This is a genomic window from Macellibacteroides fermentans (assembly GCF_013409575.1).
Lineage (GTDB): Bacteria > Bacteroidota > Bacteroidia > Bacteroidales > Tannerellaceae > Macellibacteroides > Macellibacteroides fermentans.
Genome location: NZ_JACCCY010000003.1, coordinates 569,913 through 585,334, shown reverse-complemented (window position 1 = coordinate 585,334; position 15,422 = coordinate 569,913). Strand labels below are relative to the sequence as shown.

General features: G+C 42.4%; 11 protein-coding genes. 9 read left to right on the top strand and 2 right to left on the bottom strand.

What is annotated here, in order from left to right:
* Window positions 1–87 precede the first annotated feature (87 nt).
* The 5 genes from F5613_RS11825 to F5613_RS11805 all read left to right on the top strand — a co-directional run bounded on the left by F5613_RS11825 (window position 88) and on the right by F5613_RS11805 (window position 4,850).
* The gene (locus tag F5613_RS11825; RefSeq protein ID WP_179399900.1) at window positions 88–1,050 is read left to right on the top strand and encodes a 2-hydroxyacid dehydrogenase family protein; all 963 of its coding nucleotides are present in this window, start codon (window positions 88–90) and stop codon (window positions 1,048–1,050) included.
* Window positions 1,047–1,763: a DNA alkylation repair protein gene (locus tag F5613_RS11820; RefSeq protein WP_179399899.1), complete on the top strand. Its 717-nt coding sequence runs from the start codon at window positions 1,047–1,049 to the stop codon at window positions 1,761–1,763. Before F5613_RS11825 ends, F5613_RS11820 begins: the two co-directional genes overlap by 4 nt.
* A gap of 591 nt (window positions 1,764–2,354) precedes the next feature.
* Window positions 2,355–3,596: an MFS transporter gene (locus F5613_RS11815; RefSeq protein WP_179399898.1), complete on the top strand. Its 1,242-nt coding sequence runs from the start codon at window positions 2,355–2,357 to the stop codon at window positions 3,594–3,596.
* A gap of 32 nt (window positions 3,597–3,628) precedes the next feature.
* A complete protein-coding gene (locus F5613_RS11810) occupies window positions 3,629–4,075 on the top strand; it encodes a YhcH/YjgK/YiaL family protein (protein ID WP_079682306.1) in 447 nt (148 codons plus the stop codon).
* Between the two features lie 16 nt (window positions 4,076–4,091).
* Window positions 4,092–4,850, top strand: a complete 759-nt coding sequence (locus F5613_RS11805) for a creatininase family protein (protein WP_179399897.1) — start codon at window positions 4,092–4,094, stop codon at window positions 4,848–4,850.
* Window positions 4,851–4,964: 114 nt separating this feature from the next.
* Here the strand turns inward: F5613_RS11805 and F5613_RS11800 are convergent, their stop codons facing one another.
* Window positions 4,965–7,169, bottom strand: a complete 2,205-nt coding sequence (locus F5613_RS11800) for a beta-glucosidase (protein ID WP_246303401.1) — start codon at window positions 7,167–7,169, stop codon at window positions 4,965–4,967.
* Window positions 7,170–7,403: 234 nt separating this feature from the next.
* On the opposite strand from F5613_RS11800, the gene ruvB reads away from it, so the two are divergent.
* The 4 genes from ruvB to F5613_RS11780 are packed head-to-tail and all read left to right on the top strand — an operon-like array spanning window position 7,404 to window position 13,487.
* Entirely contained in the window at window positions 7,404–8,432 is a 1,029-nt protein-coding gene (ruvB, locus tag F5613_RS11795) for a Holliday junction branch migration DNA helicase RuvB (RefSeq protein ID WP_079682417.1), read from the top strand.
* A gap of 47 nt (window positions 8,433–8,479) precedes the next feature.
* Window positions 8,480–9,973, top strand: coding sequence for a lipopolysaccharide biosynthesis protein (locus F5613_RS11790; protein WP_179399896.1), 1,494 nt, complete (start codon window positions 8,480–8,482; stop codon window positions 9,971–9,973).
* 6 nt (window positions 9,974–9,979) lie between these two features.
* Window positions 9,980–11,338 carry a TIGR00341 family protein gene (locus F5613_RS11785; RefSeq protein WP_179399895.1) on the top strand — a complete coding sequence of 453 codons (1,359 nt, stop codon included), beginning with the start codon at window positions 9,980–9,982 and terminating at the stop codon, window positions 11,336–11,338.
* A gap of 7 nt (window positions 11,339–11,345) precedes the next feature.
* Window positions 11,346–13,487, top strand: a complete 2,142-nt coding sequence (locus F5613_RS11780; RefSeq protein WP_179399894.1) for a S46 family peptidase — start codon at window positions 11,346–11,348, stop codon at window positions 13,485–13,487.
* A 100-nt stretch (window positions 13,488–13,587) separates the two neighbouring features.
* On the opposite strand, the gene F5613_RS11775 is transcribed toward F5613_RS11780, so the two are convergent.
* Window positions 13,588–15,366: a DEAD/DEAH box helicase gene (locus F5613_RS11775; RefSeq protein WP_179400030.1), complete on the bottom strand. Its 1,779-nt coding sequence runs from the start codon at window positions 15,364–15,366 to the stop codon at window positions 13,588–13,590.
* Window positions 15,367–15,422: the final 56 nt, after the last annotated feature.

The following is a 15,422-nucleotide window of genomic DNA, read 5'->3' as shown; positions in this document are numbered from 1 at the left end:
TTAACCTACAAAAGTAGTAATTCTTCTTTGTATTAAGGATTTGTTTTGTTTAAATTTGGCGCCTGTAAAGAATTTATAACGAACGATATGAAGAAGATACTTGTTACATTCGATATGTTCAGAGAGGGTTTTACCGAATTGGAAAACAAATATGAGGTGACATTCCCCAATGGCCGGGATTTTTCTTACGATGAAATTTCGGAAATGATACCCCAATACGATGTACTTTGTTCCATGTTTGACTTTCCGGTGGACAAGGCTTTGATTGATCGGGGAGTCAACTTGAAACTGATTGCCAATTATGCTGTTGGATATAACAATATTGATGTTGCCTATGCCCTGTCCAAGGGTCTTACAGTAGCCAACACCCCCGACCCGGTTACAGCTCCTACCGCGAATCTTGCCTTGGGATTGATGCTGGATACGGCCCGCCGGATTACAGAATGTGACAGGAAACTCCGTGCGTTGGGAAAGGCTATGAAAGTGGGAGTCCTTGAGAATCTCGGGGTTTCGATAACCGGACAAACTTTAGGAATTATTGGCCTTGGACGTATTGGCAAAGCCCTTTGTAAAAGAGCCCGTGCTTGTGGAATGAATGTGATATATAACAACCGTCGTCCGCTGTATATCGAAGAAGAAACAAAGCTGGGAGCTTCTTTTGTGTCAATGGAAGAGTTGCTGGCTCAATCCGATTTCGTATCGTTAAATGTTCCGTACAACCAGGATACGTATCACATTATAGGCGAACCGGAATTGAAGCAGATGAAACCTTCGGCCATCCTAATCAATACAGGCAGAGGCCCGCTGGTTGACGAGCATGCTTTGGTGAAGGCTCTGCAAGAAGGAATCATACGTGGAGCCGGACTGGATGTATTTGAGTTCGGAGATTATCCGCTTCCCGAATTGCTGGAAATGGACAACGTGGTTCTTACACCTCATATCGGAACCCAAACCATGGATGCCCGCATTGCCATGGCCCGTGCAGTGGCCAATAATGTAATTGGCTTTCTTGAAGGCGACCGTGCCGTATCGCGCGTATTACGCCCATGACAGCCACTTTCATATTGCAAGAGCTGCTGTCTGTTGCAAATCCGGAAAAAGCGTCGTTCCTGCAGCGATTCTTCAAGACCGGAGAAGGGCAGTATGCAGAAGGAGATCTCTTTCTGGGCTTGGTGGTTCCGCTTACACGAAGCATCGCGAAGGCAAACAAAAATACACCCCTTTCGGAAATCGAACTGCTGATACAAAGTAAATACCACGAAGCCCGTCTTTGTGCTTTACTTATTCTGGTGGAACAATTTAAAAAAGCCAACGAGCTCCAAAGAGGTGTATTATACGACTTCTATCTGAATCATATCGATTATATTAACAACTGGGACCTGGTAGATATCAGCTGTCCATACATTGTAGGTAATTACCTTTTGGACAAAGACCGCTCCCGCTTGTATGAGCTGGCAGAGAGTAAGCACTTATGGTCACAACGTATCGCTGTTGTTTCGACCATCGCATTTATACGTAAAGGCGAGTTTCTGGATACGTTCGCTCTTTCCGGGAAGTTACTGAATCACGAACACGATCTTATGCACAAAGCTATTGGATGGATGTTGCGAGAAGTAGGAAAAAAAGACCGGTCTGCGCTTACCGATTTTCTTGAGCGTAATGCAAGTCTGATGCCCCGCACTTCGTTAAGATATGCCATTGAGCACTATCCGGAAACAGAAAGAAAAGCGTTTTTATCTGTTAAGCAGATCAAAAACAAGTGATGTTCTTGTCAGCCGACGCCTCCCGGATGAAGGATAAAGGGTAAAATGAAACATAAAGTGAAGGAAAATAGCTGAAAAGTGAAGGATATTCATGAAAAAGTGAAGGATAATTAAATCCGTTCGACACCTATGTGACTTACATATAGTTGTTTAGATTGAAAAGTGAAGGAAGTGAAGGATATTATTGCAAATTAATTGTCGGAATTGAGCAGGACAGCAACTGTTTTGTATCCCTGTTCCGAAATCTGATGCAACCGGGTATCTTAATTTCATTACCCATTATTTGGGCAGTGTAAGCCTTATTCCATGCGAGTCACATGTATCCCTTGTTGTAAAATTTGTTAGTACTTTTTGAATAAAAAGTATATACTTATTCACCAAAAAGTATATACTTTTCTCCGCGAAAGATATAAGAAAAGTTGAGACATATAATGGGGTTGCTCAACATTAACCAATAGATGCCCATTTAGCTTGCATTACGATAGTATTGTTATAAATATGGGTTAATATAATAAAAATATTTATTTATTATTGGTTGTTTATAGAAAAACATTTATAAATTTGTGACTTCTAATTATAAAACACGGTATTATGAAAAACAAAAACATTTATCCATGGCTTGTAGTTGCGATGCTTTGGGGGGTTGCATTACTAAATTACATGGATAGACAAATGTTATCTACAATGAAATCTGCCATGCAGGTTGATATTATAGAATTACAATCGGCTACTAATTTTGGCCGGTTAATGGCTGTATTTCTCTGGATTTACGGATTGATGAGTCCGATTTCAGGAATCATTGCTGACCGTATGAACCGAAAATGGTTAATTGTTGGAAGTTTATTTGTCTGGTCGGTTGTTACATCCCTCATGGGTGAGGCGGAAACGTTTCAGCAGATTTATTGGCTCAGGGCACTGATGGGAGTTAGTGAAGCTCTTTATATTCCAGCCGGATTATCGTTGATTGCCGACTATCATACTGGTAAATCACGGTCGCTGGCCGTTGGGATACATATGACCGGTTTGTATACCGGGCAGGCTATCGGAGGATTCGGGGCAACCGTAGCAGCTGCATTCTCATGGAACACCACCTTTCATTGGTTTGGGATTATTGGAATTGTATATGCTCTCCTGTTAATGATTTTTCTGAAGGATAAAAAAAGTTCTTTTGCAGAGACTAAAACAGAATCTTCTGCTTCGCCTAAAGAAAAGAAGTCATTATTTAAAGGACTGGGAATGTTGTTTTCAAACCTTTCTTTCTGGATTATCCTGCTTTACTTTGCAGCTCCAAGTCTGCCGGGATGGGCTACCAAGAACTGGTTGCCTACACTCTTTGCCGACAGTTTGAATATCCCCATGTCGCAGGCTGGACCCATTGCGACTATTACCATCGCCGTATCCTCTTTTATAGGGGTTATTGCCGGAGGAATCTTGTCGGATAAATGGGTACAGAAAAATATACGTGGCAGGGTTTACACCGGAGCCATCGGATTAGGCATGACAATCCCTTCACTGCTTCTGCTGGGATATGGAAGTGGATTAATCAGCGTAGTGGGGGCAGCCCTTTGTTTCGGTATCGGATATGGTTTGTTTGATGCAAATAATATGCCTATTCTCTGCCAGTTTGTATCATCCAAAAATCGTGCTACAGCCTATGGGGTGATGAATATGGTGGGGGTGTTTGCCGGAGCATTTATAACCGACCTGCTTGGCCGGTGGGCTGATGGAGGCAATTTGGGTGCCGGATTTGCGATGCTGGCCGGTATCGTTTTTATTGCCCTGGCAGCTCAGCTGTTCTTTTTACGACCCAAAACAGACAATATGCTGGAATAGTATAATACGTAACATTTTATAATAGCAACAAAATGATTGTATCCAATTTATCGAATAGTAGCCGGGTGGAGGCACTTCATCCGCTATTCAAAACGCTTTTTGATTACGTAAAGAACAACGACCTTCTGCATGCCGAACTGGGACGTATTGTGATTGATGGCGACAACCTGTTTATCAACAATGTGAATCCAGAATGTGTGCCGGCAGAGAAACAGGTACTAGAGCTGCACCGCGACTACATCGATGTGCATATCCTGCTTGAAGGAGCCGAAACTATTGGCTGGAAGGTAATTGAAGATTTAAAACAGGAAATAAAACCATACGAAAAAGAGGGCGATTGTGCGCTTTATTCAGATAAACCAAGTACATTTGTACATCTTCAACCTGGTGAATTTATGATTGTGTACCCGGAAGATCCGCATGCTCCCCTAATTGGAGAGGGAAAAATCCGGAAGCTCATCGCCAAGGTGAAGCTATGAAATAAACTTGCTGATTATGAATAAAGAAATTGATTTGTCTGTTTCCTGTTACGGTAGCGTAAAAGATCTTTCTTATGATGTGGCTATTCTTCCCTGGGGAGCTACCGAGCCGCATAATTATCATTTGCCTTATCTTACCGACTGTATCTTGTCTCATCGTACTTCTGTGGATGCAGCCGAAAAGGCATTTAGTGAATCGGGAGTACGGTGTATGGTGCTTCCTCCGGTTACGTATGGTTCCCAGAACCCTGGTCAGAGGGATTATCCGTTTTGTCTGCATGCACGTTACGAAACCCAAAGGGCTATTTTGGGTGATGTTGTTGCCGCATTGCATTTACAAGGTATCCGGAAGCTGATAATTGTAAACGGGCATGGAGGAAACAGTTTCAAAAACATGATTCGCGATTTGTCTGTCGATTTCCCCGATTTTCTGATTGCCATCACCAATTGGTATGGTATAGTTCCCCAGGAGGGTTACTTTGAAAATAAGGATGATCATGCCGGAGAATTGGAAACTTCAGTAATGATGTATTATCATCCGGAGCTTGTAAACCTGGAAGAGGCGGGTGAGGGGGCTTCTAAGCCTTTTGCTTTGTCTTCGCTGAATGCTCAAATAGCATGGCTGCCTCGTTACTGGAGTAAAGTTTCTGCAGACACCGGTATTGGAGATCCCCGTAAATCGACTCCCGAAAAGGGCGAGCGATATGCTAAAGCTGTTATAGAGAAACTAGCGCTTTTATTTACGGAAATAGGATCCAAAGAGGTTTATCTCTGAAAATTTCCGAACAGTTCAAATTGAAAATAGGTGGTAAAGTAATAGAAACGGCTCCCGGAATAATCTCGTAAAGATTGCCGGGAGCCGTTGTTTTATAGTTTCAGACTATATTTTTTACTTAACCAGAATACGTAAAGTTTGCTTGATGTCTTGTGCCGATGTAGCCAGACTAAGGATGAATTCTCCCGGTTCCACAACAAATTTGTTCTCGGCTTCACTCCAGAAGGCAAAACTGCCGACTGGCACTTTCAGGATAACTTCCCTGCTTTCACCCGGATTGAGGAATACCTTTTCGAATGCCTTCAACTCTTTCGCAGGGCGCATTACCGAGCAAACAGGATCACTTACGTATAGCTGTGCTACTTCAGCCCCTTTACGTAGCCCCGTGTTTTTAAGGGTAAAGCTCACCTCAATGGAATCGTTTACAGTATATTCTGTTTTATCCGTATTCATCTGTCCGAATTCGAAGGATGTATAGGATAATCCGTACCCAAATGGATATACTACAGGCAATTTTTTTGTGTCGAACCATCGGTAGCCTACCAGAATATCTTCGTCGTAACGAACTACCAGATCCTGACCCGGAAAGTTGTTATATGCATGGGCGGGCGACTGATCCAACGAAACCGGAACTGAGAAAGGCATTTTGCCGGTCGGAGTTTCCTTTCCTGTAAGAATATCGGTAATGGCATTTCCAGCCTCCATACCGTTAAACCATCCCCAAACTACTGCAGGAGCACAGATGTCTATTGCAGCCATATCAACCGGCGACCCGGCGATAATCACCACGATGGTACGCGGATTCACTTTGCATACCTCCTGGATAAGCTGTACTTGTCCGTAGGGTAGGGCATACCCTTGTTTGTCCGACGATTCCGTATCATAGTCGTGGTTCAGTCCGGCATAGATAATAGCAATATCCGATTTCCGTGCAGTCTCGATAGCCTCCTTGAGAACGGCTTTGTCCAGTTCGCCTCCTCCTTTAAAATTTCCGGGATTCTGTCCGTTGTTAGAGCCTTCCACAAAGGTTGATAGCTTTTCGTATCCCTGCGCATAGTTGATCTTTATTCTATCACCCAGTTTGTTTTGAATTCCCTGTAACGGTGTAATTTCGTATAATGCTTTGATTTCTGAACTTAATCCTCCGTTGGCATGCAATCGGGTAGCATTATCACCCAGAACTGCGATGGAATTGATTTTATTCACATCCAGCGGAAGCAGGTTGTTCTCATTTTTAAGAAGAACAATGGATTCTACGGCCGACTGATAAGCGGCTTGCTGATGTTCGGGGGTATTCATGCTTGCCTTGTTGAAACGCTTCTTCGGGTCCAGGACATTGGTCTGTATCATCACACGCAATACATTGGCCACCTTTTCATCTACAATACTTTCCGGAACAGCACCGCTTTTTACAGCCTCAATCAGAGGATCTGCAAAATACCACTGATTGTAATCGTCCACCATGGTACCCATCTCCAGGTCGAGGCCGGCTAAAGCAGCTTTAACTGTGCTGTGTGAGCCACCCCAGTCGGTCATTGTCACCCCCTTGAATCCCATTTCATCACGGAGCAGCGTGCGGTTGATATAGATATTTTCAGAACACCAATCTCCTCTGAACTTATTATATGCATTCATGATGGTGTAACTTCCACCTTCTTCAACTGCTGCTTTAAAAGCCGGAAGATAGATCTCCCGGAGTGCACGTTCACTCATAAGCACATCGACCGTGGTACGGTTGGTTTCCTGGTTGTTTGCCAGGTAATGCTTTACACTGGCTGCCACATCCCGCGACTGCAGTCCCTGAATATAAGGAACAGCAAGACGGGCGTTCAGGTACGGATCCTCGCTCATGTATTCAAAGTTCCTTCCTCCAAGCGGACTCCGGATGATATTTACTCCCGGACCCAGAAGCACATCTTTTTTACGGAACCGGGCTTCTTCACCCAGAACCTCTCCGCGACGACGGGCCAATTCGGGATTCCAGGCAGCAGCAAAAGCTGTACCCGTAGGAAAATAGGTTGCCGAGTCGGTCGTCCAGTTTGAATACCCCCAGTCGTGACGATTAATTTCGGCACGTACACCGTGGGGGCCGTCCGAAAGACTCCATTCCGGGATACCTAGACGAGATACACCCGATACAAAAAACTTGGAATTGCCGTGCAACAAGCCGGTTTTTTCCTTCAATGTCATCTTACTGATGAGTTTCTGAATGCGCTTTTCCATTTGTGGATTTTCTTTTTTTGAAACTTGTCCCTGTAAACCTCCATGCATTACAAGGAAAGTGGCTAAAAGAGCCGTCATTAATTTCTTAATTTTCATTCTTCTACTACGTGTTTTTACTCATGTGATTGATATTCGAAATACAAATGTATAGGATAACCTTAAAAAGGAGCTGTTGAATTGCCAAATTCGAACGCCGATGTCTCTCATTGTTTACAAAACATCCCCTTACTCTCCATTATAGTAGATAAAAACACCTCCTTTTTGTTTATTTTTAACGAGTCTTATCGTACATATTTATAACTTTGCAGGTTAATTGGTTAAAAGGAAATGATGGAAGACGATTTTGATATACGCGAACCTCGCATAAACGATAACGAACGGGAGTATGAAAATGCACTTCGTCCGTTAACGTTTGATAGTTTTAGCGGACAAGATAAAGTGGTTGAAAACCTTAAAGTCTTTGTCATGGCTGCACGCATGCGTAAAGAGGCGCTGGATCATGTGTTGTTACACGGTCCTCCCGGCTTAGGAAAAACGACATTAAGTAATATCCTGGCTAATGAATTGGGTGTAGGATTTAAAGTGACCAGTGGTCCTGTGCTTGATAAACCGGGAGATTTAGCGGGCGTGCTTACTTCCCTCGAAAAAAACGACGTTCTTTTTATTGACGAGATACACCGGCTTAGTCCCGTCGTCGAGGAGTATTTGTACTCGGCCATGGAAGATTACCGCATCGATATTATGATTGACAAAGGACCGAGTGCCCGTTCGATTCAGCTGGATTTGTGCCCATTTACATTGGTTGGTGCCACCACCCGAAGCGGATTGCTTACCAGTCCCCTCCGTGCCCGTTTCGGTATTAATATGCATTTGGAATATTATGATATGGATACGCTGACTAAAATTATTTTGCGTAGTGCGGATATTTTGAATGTTAAATGCGAACTGAATGCAGCCCGCGAAATATCATCCAGAAGTAGAGGCACACCCCGTATTGCCAATGCCCTGCTTCGTCGTGTAAGAGATTTCGCCCAGGTTAAAGGTAATGGAAATATTGACAGCGATATTGCTTGTTATTCCCTGGAAGCATTGAATATAGACCGCTATGGGCTCGATCAGATCGACAACAAATTGCTTACTACCATTATCGATAAGTTTGGTGGCGGACCGGTAGGCATAACAACCATCGCAACTGCATTAGGCGAAGATCCTGGAACTTTGGAGGAGGTGTATGAGCCATTTCTTATCAAGGAGGGTTTTATTAAACGGACACCAAGGGGCAGGGAAGTTACAGAACTTGCCTACCGCCATCTTGGACGTAAACCGGGGTCATCGCAGGGATTTCTTTTTGACGAATAACACTAATCTGGTGAAAAAACAATCAGACTGAACGATTTTATAAAATTATGGCAGGAGGAATGAAACGGCTGGCTAAAGACACAGCTGTATATGGATTAAGCAGTATATTAGGCAGGATGCTAAACTGGCTTCTTGTTCCTATGTACAGCCGGGTTCTGGCAGGCACAGGCGAATTTGGTGTTATGACCAATCTTTACGGATGGACAGCCCTTTTACTGGTGCTGCTCACCTATGGAATGGAAACAGGCTTTTTCCGGTTTATCAATAAAAAAGAGATCAAGAATCCGATGCAGGTATACAGTACAACACTTATATCCGTAGGGTTTACATCTGTTTTATTTACAATAGCCGGATTGATCTTCTTACTTCCGATAAGCAATTCACTTGGGTATGCCGAACATCCTGAATATGTCGCCATGCTTATCCTTATTGTCTCACTGGATGCCTTTACTGCCATTCCGTTTGCCTATTTAAGATATGCAAACCGTCCAATCAAATTCGCCTCTATCCGATTGTTGATTATATTCCTGAACATTGCTTTAAATATCTTTCTTTTAGTGGTATGTCCCTGGATTTATACGAATCATCCATCGTTGATAAGCTGGTTCTATATTCCTGATTATGGCGTTGGCTATGTATTTATTGCAAATCTGATAGGCTCTGTATTGTGTTTACTACTGTTGGTAAAAGAATTGAGAGGTTTTACATATTCTTTTGATGCCAGCTTGTTAAAAAAGATGCTTCGCTATTCGTTACCTATCCTTATTCTGGGATTGGCCGGAGTCTTTAATCAGACAGCCGACAAGATATTGTTTCCATTTCTGTTCGAAGACAAGGTGTACGCTACAGAACAATTGGGAATTTATGGAGCATGTTTTAAAATAGCAGTTATCATGGTTATGTTCACCCAGGCTTTCCGCTTTGCCTATGAACCATTCATTTTTGCAAAAAACAAAAGTGAAGACAACCGAAAGTCCTATGCGGAGGCAATGAAATATTTTATTATTTTTTCGCTGCTTATTTTCCTCGGGGTTATGTTTTATCTGGATATTTTAAAATATTTCGTTGCTCCGGATTATTACCCCGGATTAAAGGTTGTCCCCATTGTCATGCTGGGAGAACTATTCTTCGGAATCTATTTTAATCTGTCTCTTTGGTATAAATTGAGCGATCAGACTCAATGGGGTGCCTATTTTTCAACATTGGGATGTGTGGTTACGGTCTGCATCATCGTGTTTTTTGCCCCTTTGTATGGCTTTATGGCCTGCGCATGGGCCTCTTTCGCCTGCAATTTGTTAATGATGGTTATCTCGTATCTTGTAGGCCAAAAGAAGTTCCCAATTAAGTATGATTTACGGTCTGCTTTTATTTACTTTGTGGCAGCAGGAATTCTATACGCTGTCGGTATGTTGCCGGTGATTAGCTCTGAAGCAATCAGATTACTGTACCGCACGTTACTGTTAGGAGTGTTTATAGCATTTGTTATAAAGCGAGATTTACCCTTGCGTGAACTTCCTTATATTGGTCGTTTTCTAAAATAGAGAGATATGGATAAAAGAGTATTTCGTAGTAAGTTAGCCGATTTTTTTGTTCGGAATTTTGATGTCCGTCAGGATAAGGAAGACGAACTGGAAACAATTGATACTATTAGCAAAGGAATTGAATTCAAAGGAACAAACCTTTGGGTCCTGATTTTTGCTACGTTTATCGCCTCTTTAGGTCTCAATACGAACTCTACAGCTGTAATAATAGGTGCCATGTTGATTTCTCCTCTTATGGGGCCAATCATGGGTTTTGGAGTTGGATTGGGTATATCTGATTTTGATATGATCAAACGGTCGTTCCGTAATTTTGCCACAGCAACCATTTTCAGTGTAATTACCTCTTCTTTCTATTTTATGATTTCACCCATCAGTGAGGCGCAAAGTGAATTGCTGGCAAGAACTCAGCCCACAGTATACGATGTCCTTATCGCTTTTTTCGGAGGTTTGGCAGGCATCATTGCCAGCTCTACCAAATCCAAAGGAAATGTTATTCCGGGGGTTGCCATTGCAACAGCGTTGATGCCGCCTCTTTGTACTGCCGGATACGGTATAGCTACCGGGAATTTGTATTACTTTTTTGGTGCTTTTTATCTCTTCTTTATCAATACCGTTTTTATCAGTGTGGCAACCTATCTGGTAGTTCGCGTGTTGAAATATCCCAAGAAAGTTTTTCTTGACAAGGCCAGAGAGAAAACGGTACACCGCTATGTAGGCATAATCGTATTTTTCACATTGGTCCCCAGTCTGTTTTTAAGCTATAATTTAATTCGTACCAGTTACTTTAACGATCGTGTTACAAGGTATATAAACCAGGAGCTGGTCTTTCCTAATACGCAATTGTTGAGCAAATCGGTTACCCTGACCAGAGATACTCAGGAGATAAAAGTTGTGTTTATTGGTCAGCATGTACCTCAGGAGCTGATTGATAACGCCCGACTTCGAATGAAAAACTATGGGTTGGATGGAACTTCACTTATTGTTGAACAAGGGTTTGGGGAAAAGGCGACTGATGTAAATGAATTGAAAAGCTTGCTTCTGCAGGATTTATATAAAAATAGTGAAGAGGTGCTTCGTATACAGTCTTTCACTATAGATTCCCTCAAGAAATCGTTAGACCAATATAAAAGTTATGGCTTATTGACATCGCAGCTTCTGCCTGAAATGCGGGTATTATTTCCAACCGTTCAGGAGGCTTCCTTCTCTCGTTCCTTTGTAATGAAGACTGATAGTCTTAAACAGGATACTGTGATGCTTGTTTATCTTAAAAGCACAAAACAAATCAGTAAAACCGATCAGGATAAGCTAAGGGAATGGTTGGTCGCCAGAATTAAAATGAAGAATATTAAATTACTAATTGAATAACTAAAGAATGACGTTTATGAGAAGATTGTGGCCTTTATTGCTGCTTCTTATTGCAGTAAGCAGTGTACGGGCCGATGAAGGCATGTGGCTGCTAAATGAGTTGAATAAACAAAATCTGGAACGGATGAAAGAGCTTGGCTTCAATCTTCCGTACGACAGCTTACACAGTGAAGAACAGGCTAGTTTAAGCCAGGCAGTGGTCATTTTTGGTGGTGGCTGTACCGGTATTGCTGTTTCAGAGGAGGGATTGATTTTTACCAACCATCATTGTGGATTTGGTTCTATCCAAAGCCTTAGTAGTGTTGAACATGATTATTTGAAAGATGGATTTGTATCTCAAACCAAGGAGGCAGAACTCCCGGTTCCGGGACTGTCCGTTAAATTCCTGAAGAAAACAATCAATGTTACAGACCGCATTATGGCTGTTATTGATACAATTACTGATGAGGTAGCACGTATTCAGGCTGCAGATTCAATCAGCAATGTTTTGTGTGATTCTGTGGGTAATAACGCAACACAGTATGCCGAGGTATATCCCTATTATAATAACAATGTTTATTACATGCAGGTATACGATGTGTTTAATGATGTTCGTCTGGTGTTTACTCCTCCCAGCTCTGTAGGTAAATTTGGAGGAGATACGGATAACTGGATGTGGCCGCGTCATACAGGCGACTTCTCTGTTTTCCGGGTATATGCTTCGGAAAGTAATGAACCGGTCGAATATGCGGCTGGAAATAAGCCATACAAGCCTCGTTACGTACCTGAAGTTTCTTTGCAAGGGTATCAGGATAAGGATTATGCCATGACCATTGGTTTCCCGGGTAGCACTGATCGATATTTGTGTTCATGGGGCGTACAGCAACGTGTTGAAAATAGTAATAAGCCTCGTATTGAAGTTCGCGAAATCAAGCAGGATATCTGGAAAGAGGCTATGCAGGCAAGTGATGCTGTACGAATCAAGTATGCTTCTAAATATCAGGGAAGTTCCAATTATTGGAAAAATTCAATCGGAATGAACCGTGGATTGGCTAACCTGAATGTTTTCGAGCGTAAACAAGAACAGGAAAAGGAATTTGCTGCCTGGGTTGCGCAGTCTCCTCAACGTCAGGAAAAATATGGAGAAGTGCTGACTCTGCTTGAAAAAGGATATACAGGAAGTAATGAATATCGTCAGATTGCAACCTACTTAAGCGAGGCTTTCGCCGGAGGTGCAGAAATTATTAAGTTAGCCCGGATGGTTCAATCGGTAGATGTACAGAACTCAACACCCGAAGAAATAGACTATATCTTAGAAAATCAGATTAAAGATTTCTTCAAGGATTATGAAGCTTCTTTAGATCAGAAAGTCCTGGGAGCAATGATGGAGGTGGTTAAAAAGCGTGTGCCTGCTCAATATCTGCCCGATATTTATCCTTCTATCGATAAAAAGTACAAAGGTGACTATGCCCGTTATGCTGCAGATTTATTTAAGAAAACTTCATTTACTTCTATTAATAAGGTAGCTGAAGCTCTTAAAAATCCGGCTAAATATGAAAAGTTAAAGCAAGATCCTGCTTACAAATTAAGCCTTTCGGTACTGATTTCTCTTTTTGAGATGCAGCAGTTCCTGGGTGAGACCCAATTCGATATAGCGAAAGGGGAACGCTTGTATTTTGCGGGACTTAAGGAAATGTATCCCGATAAGGCTCTGTCTTCTGATGCTAATTTTACCATGCGTGTAAGCTATGGTTCAGTGGGAGGCTACCAACCTTACGATGCTGCATGGTATACTTACTATACAACCACCAAAGGTGTTTTTGAAAAAGAAGATCCTAAAAGTGATGAATTCTGGGTGCAACCAGAGATTTTAGACTTACTTAAACGTAAGGATTTTGGCCAGTACGGCAATGGCAATGGAGATATGAATCTCTGCTTTTTGTCCAATAACGATATTACCGGAGGAAACTCGGGTAGTCCGGTTTTTGATAAAAACGCCCGTCTGATAGGACTTGCATTTGATGGAAACTGGGAAGCTATGAGTGGAGATATTGCTTTCGAACCGGAATTACAGCGAACCATTTCGGTAGATATCCGCTATGTATTGTTTATGATCGACAAATGGGGTAAATGTCCTCGACTGATCAACGAACTAAAACTAGTGAAATAGGCTTTATAAAGCTGCCTGTTTAACGTAAAATAGCCACCTGTTCAAATTCTCTGATTGAGAATTAACAGGTGGCTATCTTTATTTTATAGAAAATGTTTTTTTACCGACGGTATCTGCTGTTGCTCGGTTTGCGTGAATTTCTGTCTTCACTGTTCCGTCTCCAGGGTTTGTCGCCACTCTCTTCTCTTCTGTTTCCGTAAGAAGAGCGGCTTCCATACTCTTTGCGGTCGCCAAAATCTTTACGATCCCGTCTGCCTTTGTATTCTCCTCCACCGCGGGGACCTCTGTCACCACCTTCTTTCTTTCCCTGTGCAGGTTCTACAGAGATACGTCTGCCTTCAATTTCAAAACCGCACATGCTTTGAATTACACGGTTTGCTTCGGCCGATTCTACCTCAAAGAAGGAGAAGTTGTCGCGTAAATCTATTTTTCCAATTTGCACTTTACCCGGAACACATTTGTTGATTAGTTCGATCAGCTGATTCGGATATAATCCATCTGTTTTTCCGAAATTAAGGAATAATCTTGAATAGCCTTCCTGAGCCAATGACACACGGCGTCCGCCACGATCTCCTTCGCCAAATTCCTTACGTGAGAAGCGGTCGTCTGTTACATCCTGAATCTCCTGTGCATCCTTGTAATAATCGATTAAACGGTTGAATTCGAGTGAAACCATACGCTTGATGATGTCCTCTTTTTCCAACCATTCCAGCTTACGGTAAATGGCAGGCATAAGCGGACTTATCTCCTCTTCATTTACTTTCACTTTCTCAATTTGATCTACCAGGTTAAGCAACTGTTTCTCACAGATAGCCTGACCTGAAGGCATTTCACCCTTGTCAAATTTTTTGTTGATAATCCGTTCGATGTCTCGTATTCTGCCTTTTTCCTTGATATGACAGATTGCAATAGAAATCCCGGTTTTGCCTGCACGACCGGTACGACCGCTACGGTGCGTGTACGATTCCACTTCGTCAGGTAAGCCGTAGTTGATTACATGAGTAAGATCATCAACATCCAATCCGCGAGCAGCCACGTCTGTTGCAACTAATAACTGGATGTTCTTTACACGAAATTTTTGCATTACGTAGTCACGTTGCTGCTGACTTAATTCTCCATGCAATGAATCGGCATTGTATCCGTCCTGAATGAGCTTATCTGCAATTTCCTGTGTTTCTTTACGTGTACGACAGAAAATTATACCATAGATGTTGGGATAATAATCCGCAATACGTTTCAATGCAAGATATTTGTCCCGTGCGTGAACAATGTAAGCAACATGACGTATATTCTTGTTTCCTTCATTCTTATTCCCAATCACAATCTCTTTTGGATTATGCATGTATTTTTTAGTAATACTTGCAATTCCCTGAGGCATGGTAGCTGAGAATAAAAGCATGTTTCTTGAGGCCGGAACCTCAGCCAGAATAGCATTGATGCTGTCAGTAAAGCCCATATTGAGCATTTCGTCCGCCTCATCCATGATGACAGAACGAACAGTTCCCAAATCAACCGTTTTACGGTTCATAAGGTCTAATAAACGGCCTGGAGTGGCTACTATGATGTGTACCCCGCGCTTTAAAGCCTTGATCTGACTTTCAATGCTTGATCCTCCGTAAACGGGAAGAACCTTTAAATTGTCAATGTATTTTGAATAGTCATTCAGGTCGCCTGCAATCTGCAGACAAAGCTCACGCGTCGGACATAGAATGAGAGCTTGTGGTTGATATTCGGATACATTAATTTTCTGTAGAATAGGAAGGCCAAATGCTGCCGTTTTACCTGTTCCTGTTTGTGCCAATGCAATTACGTCGTTGTCTTCTCCCAGTAAGAAAGGAATCACTTCCTCCTGTACGGGCATGGGCGATTCGTAGCCCATCTCTTGAATTGCCTTTAAAATCGGTGCGGCAACTCCTAATTCTTCGAATGTTTTCA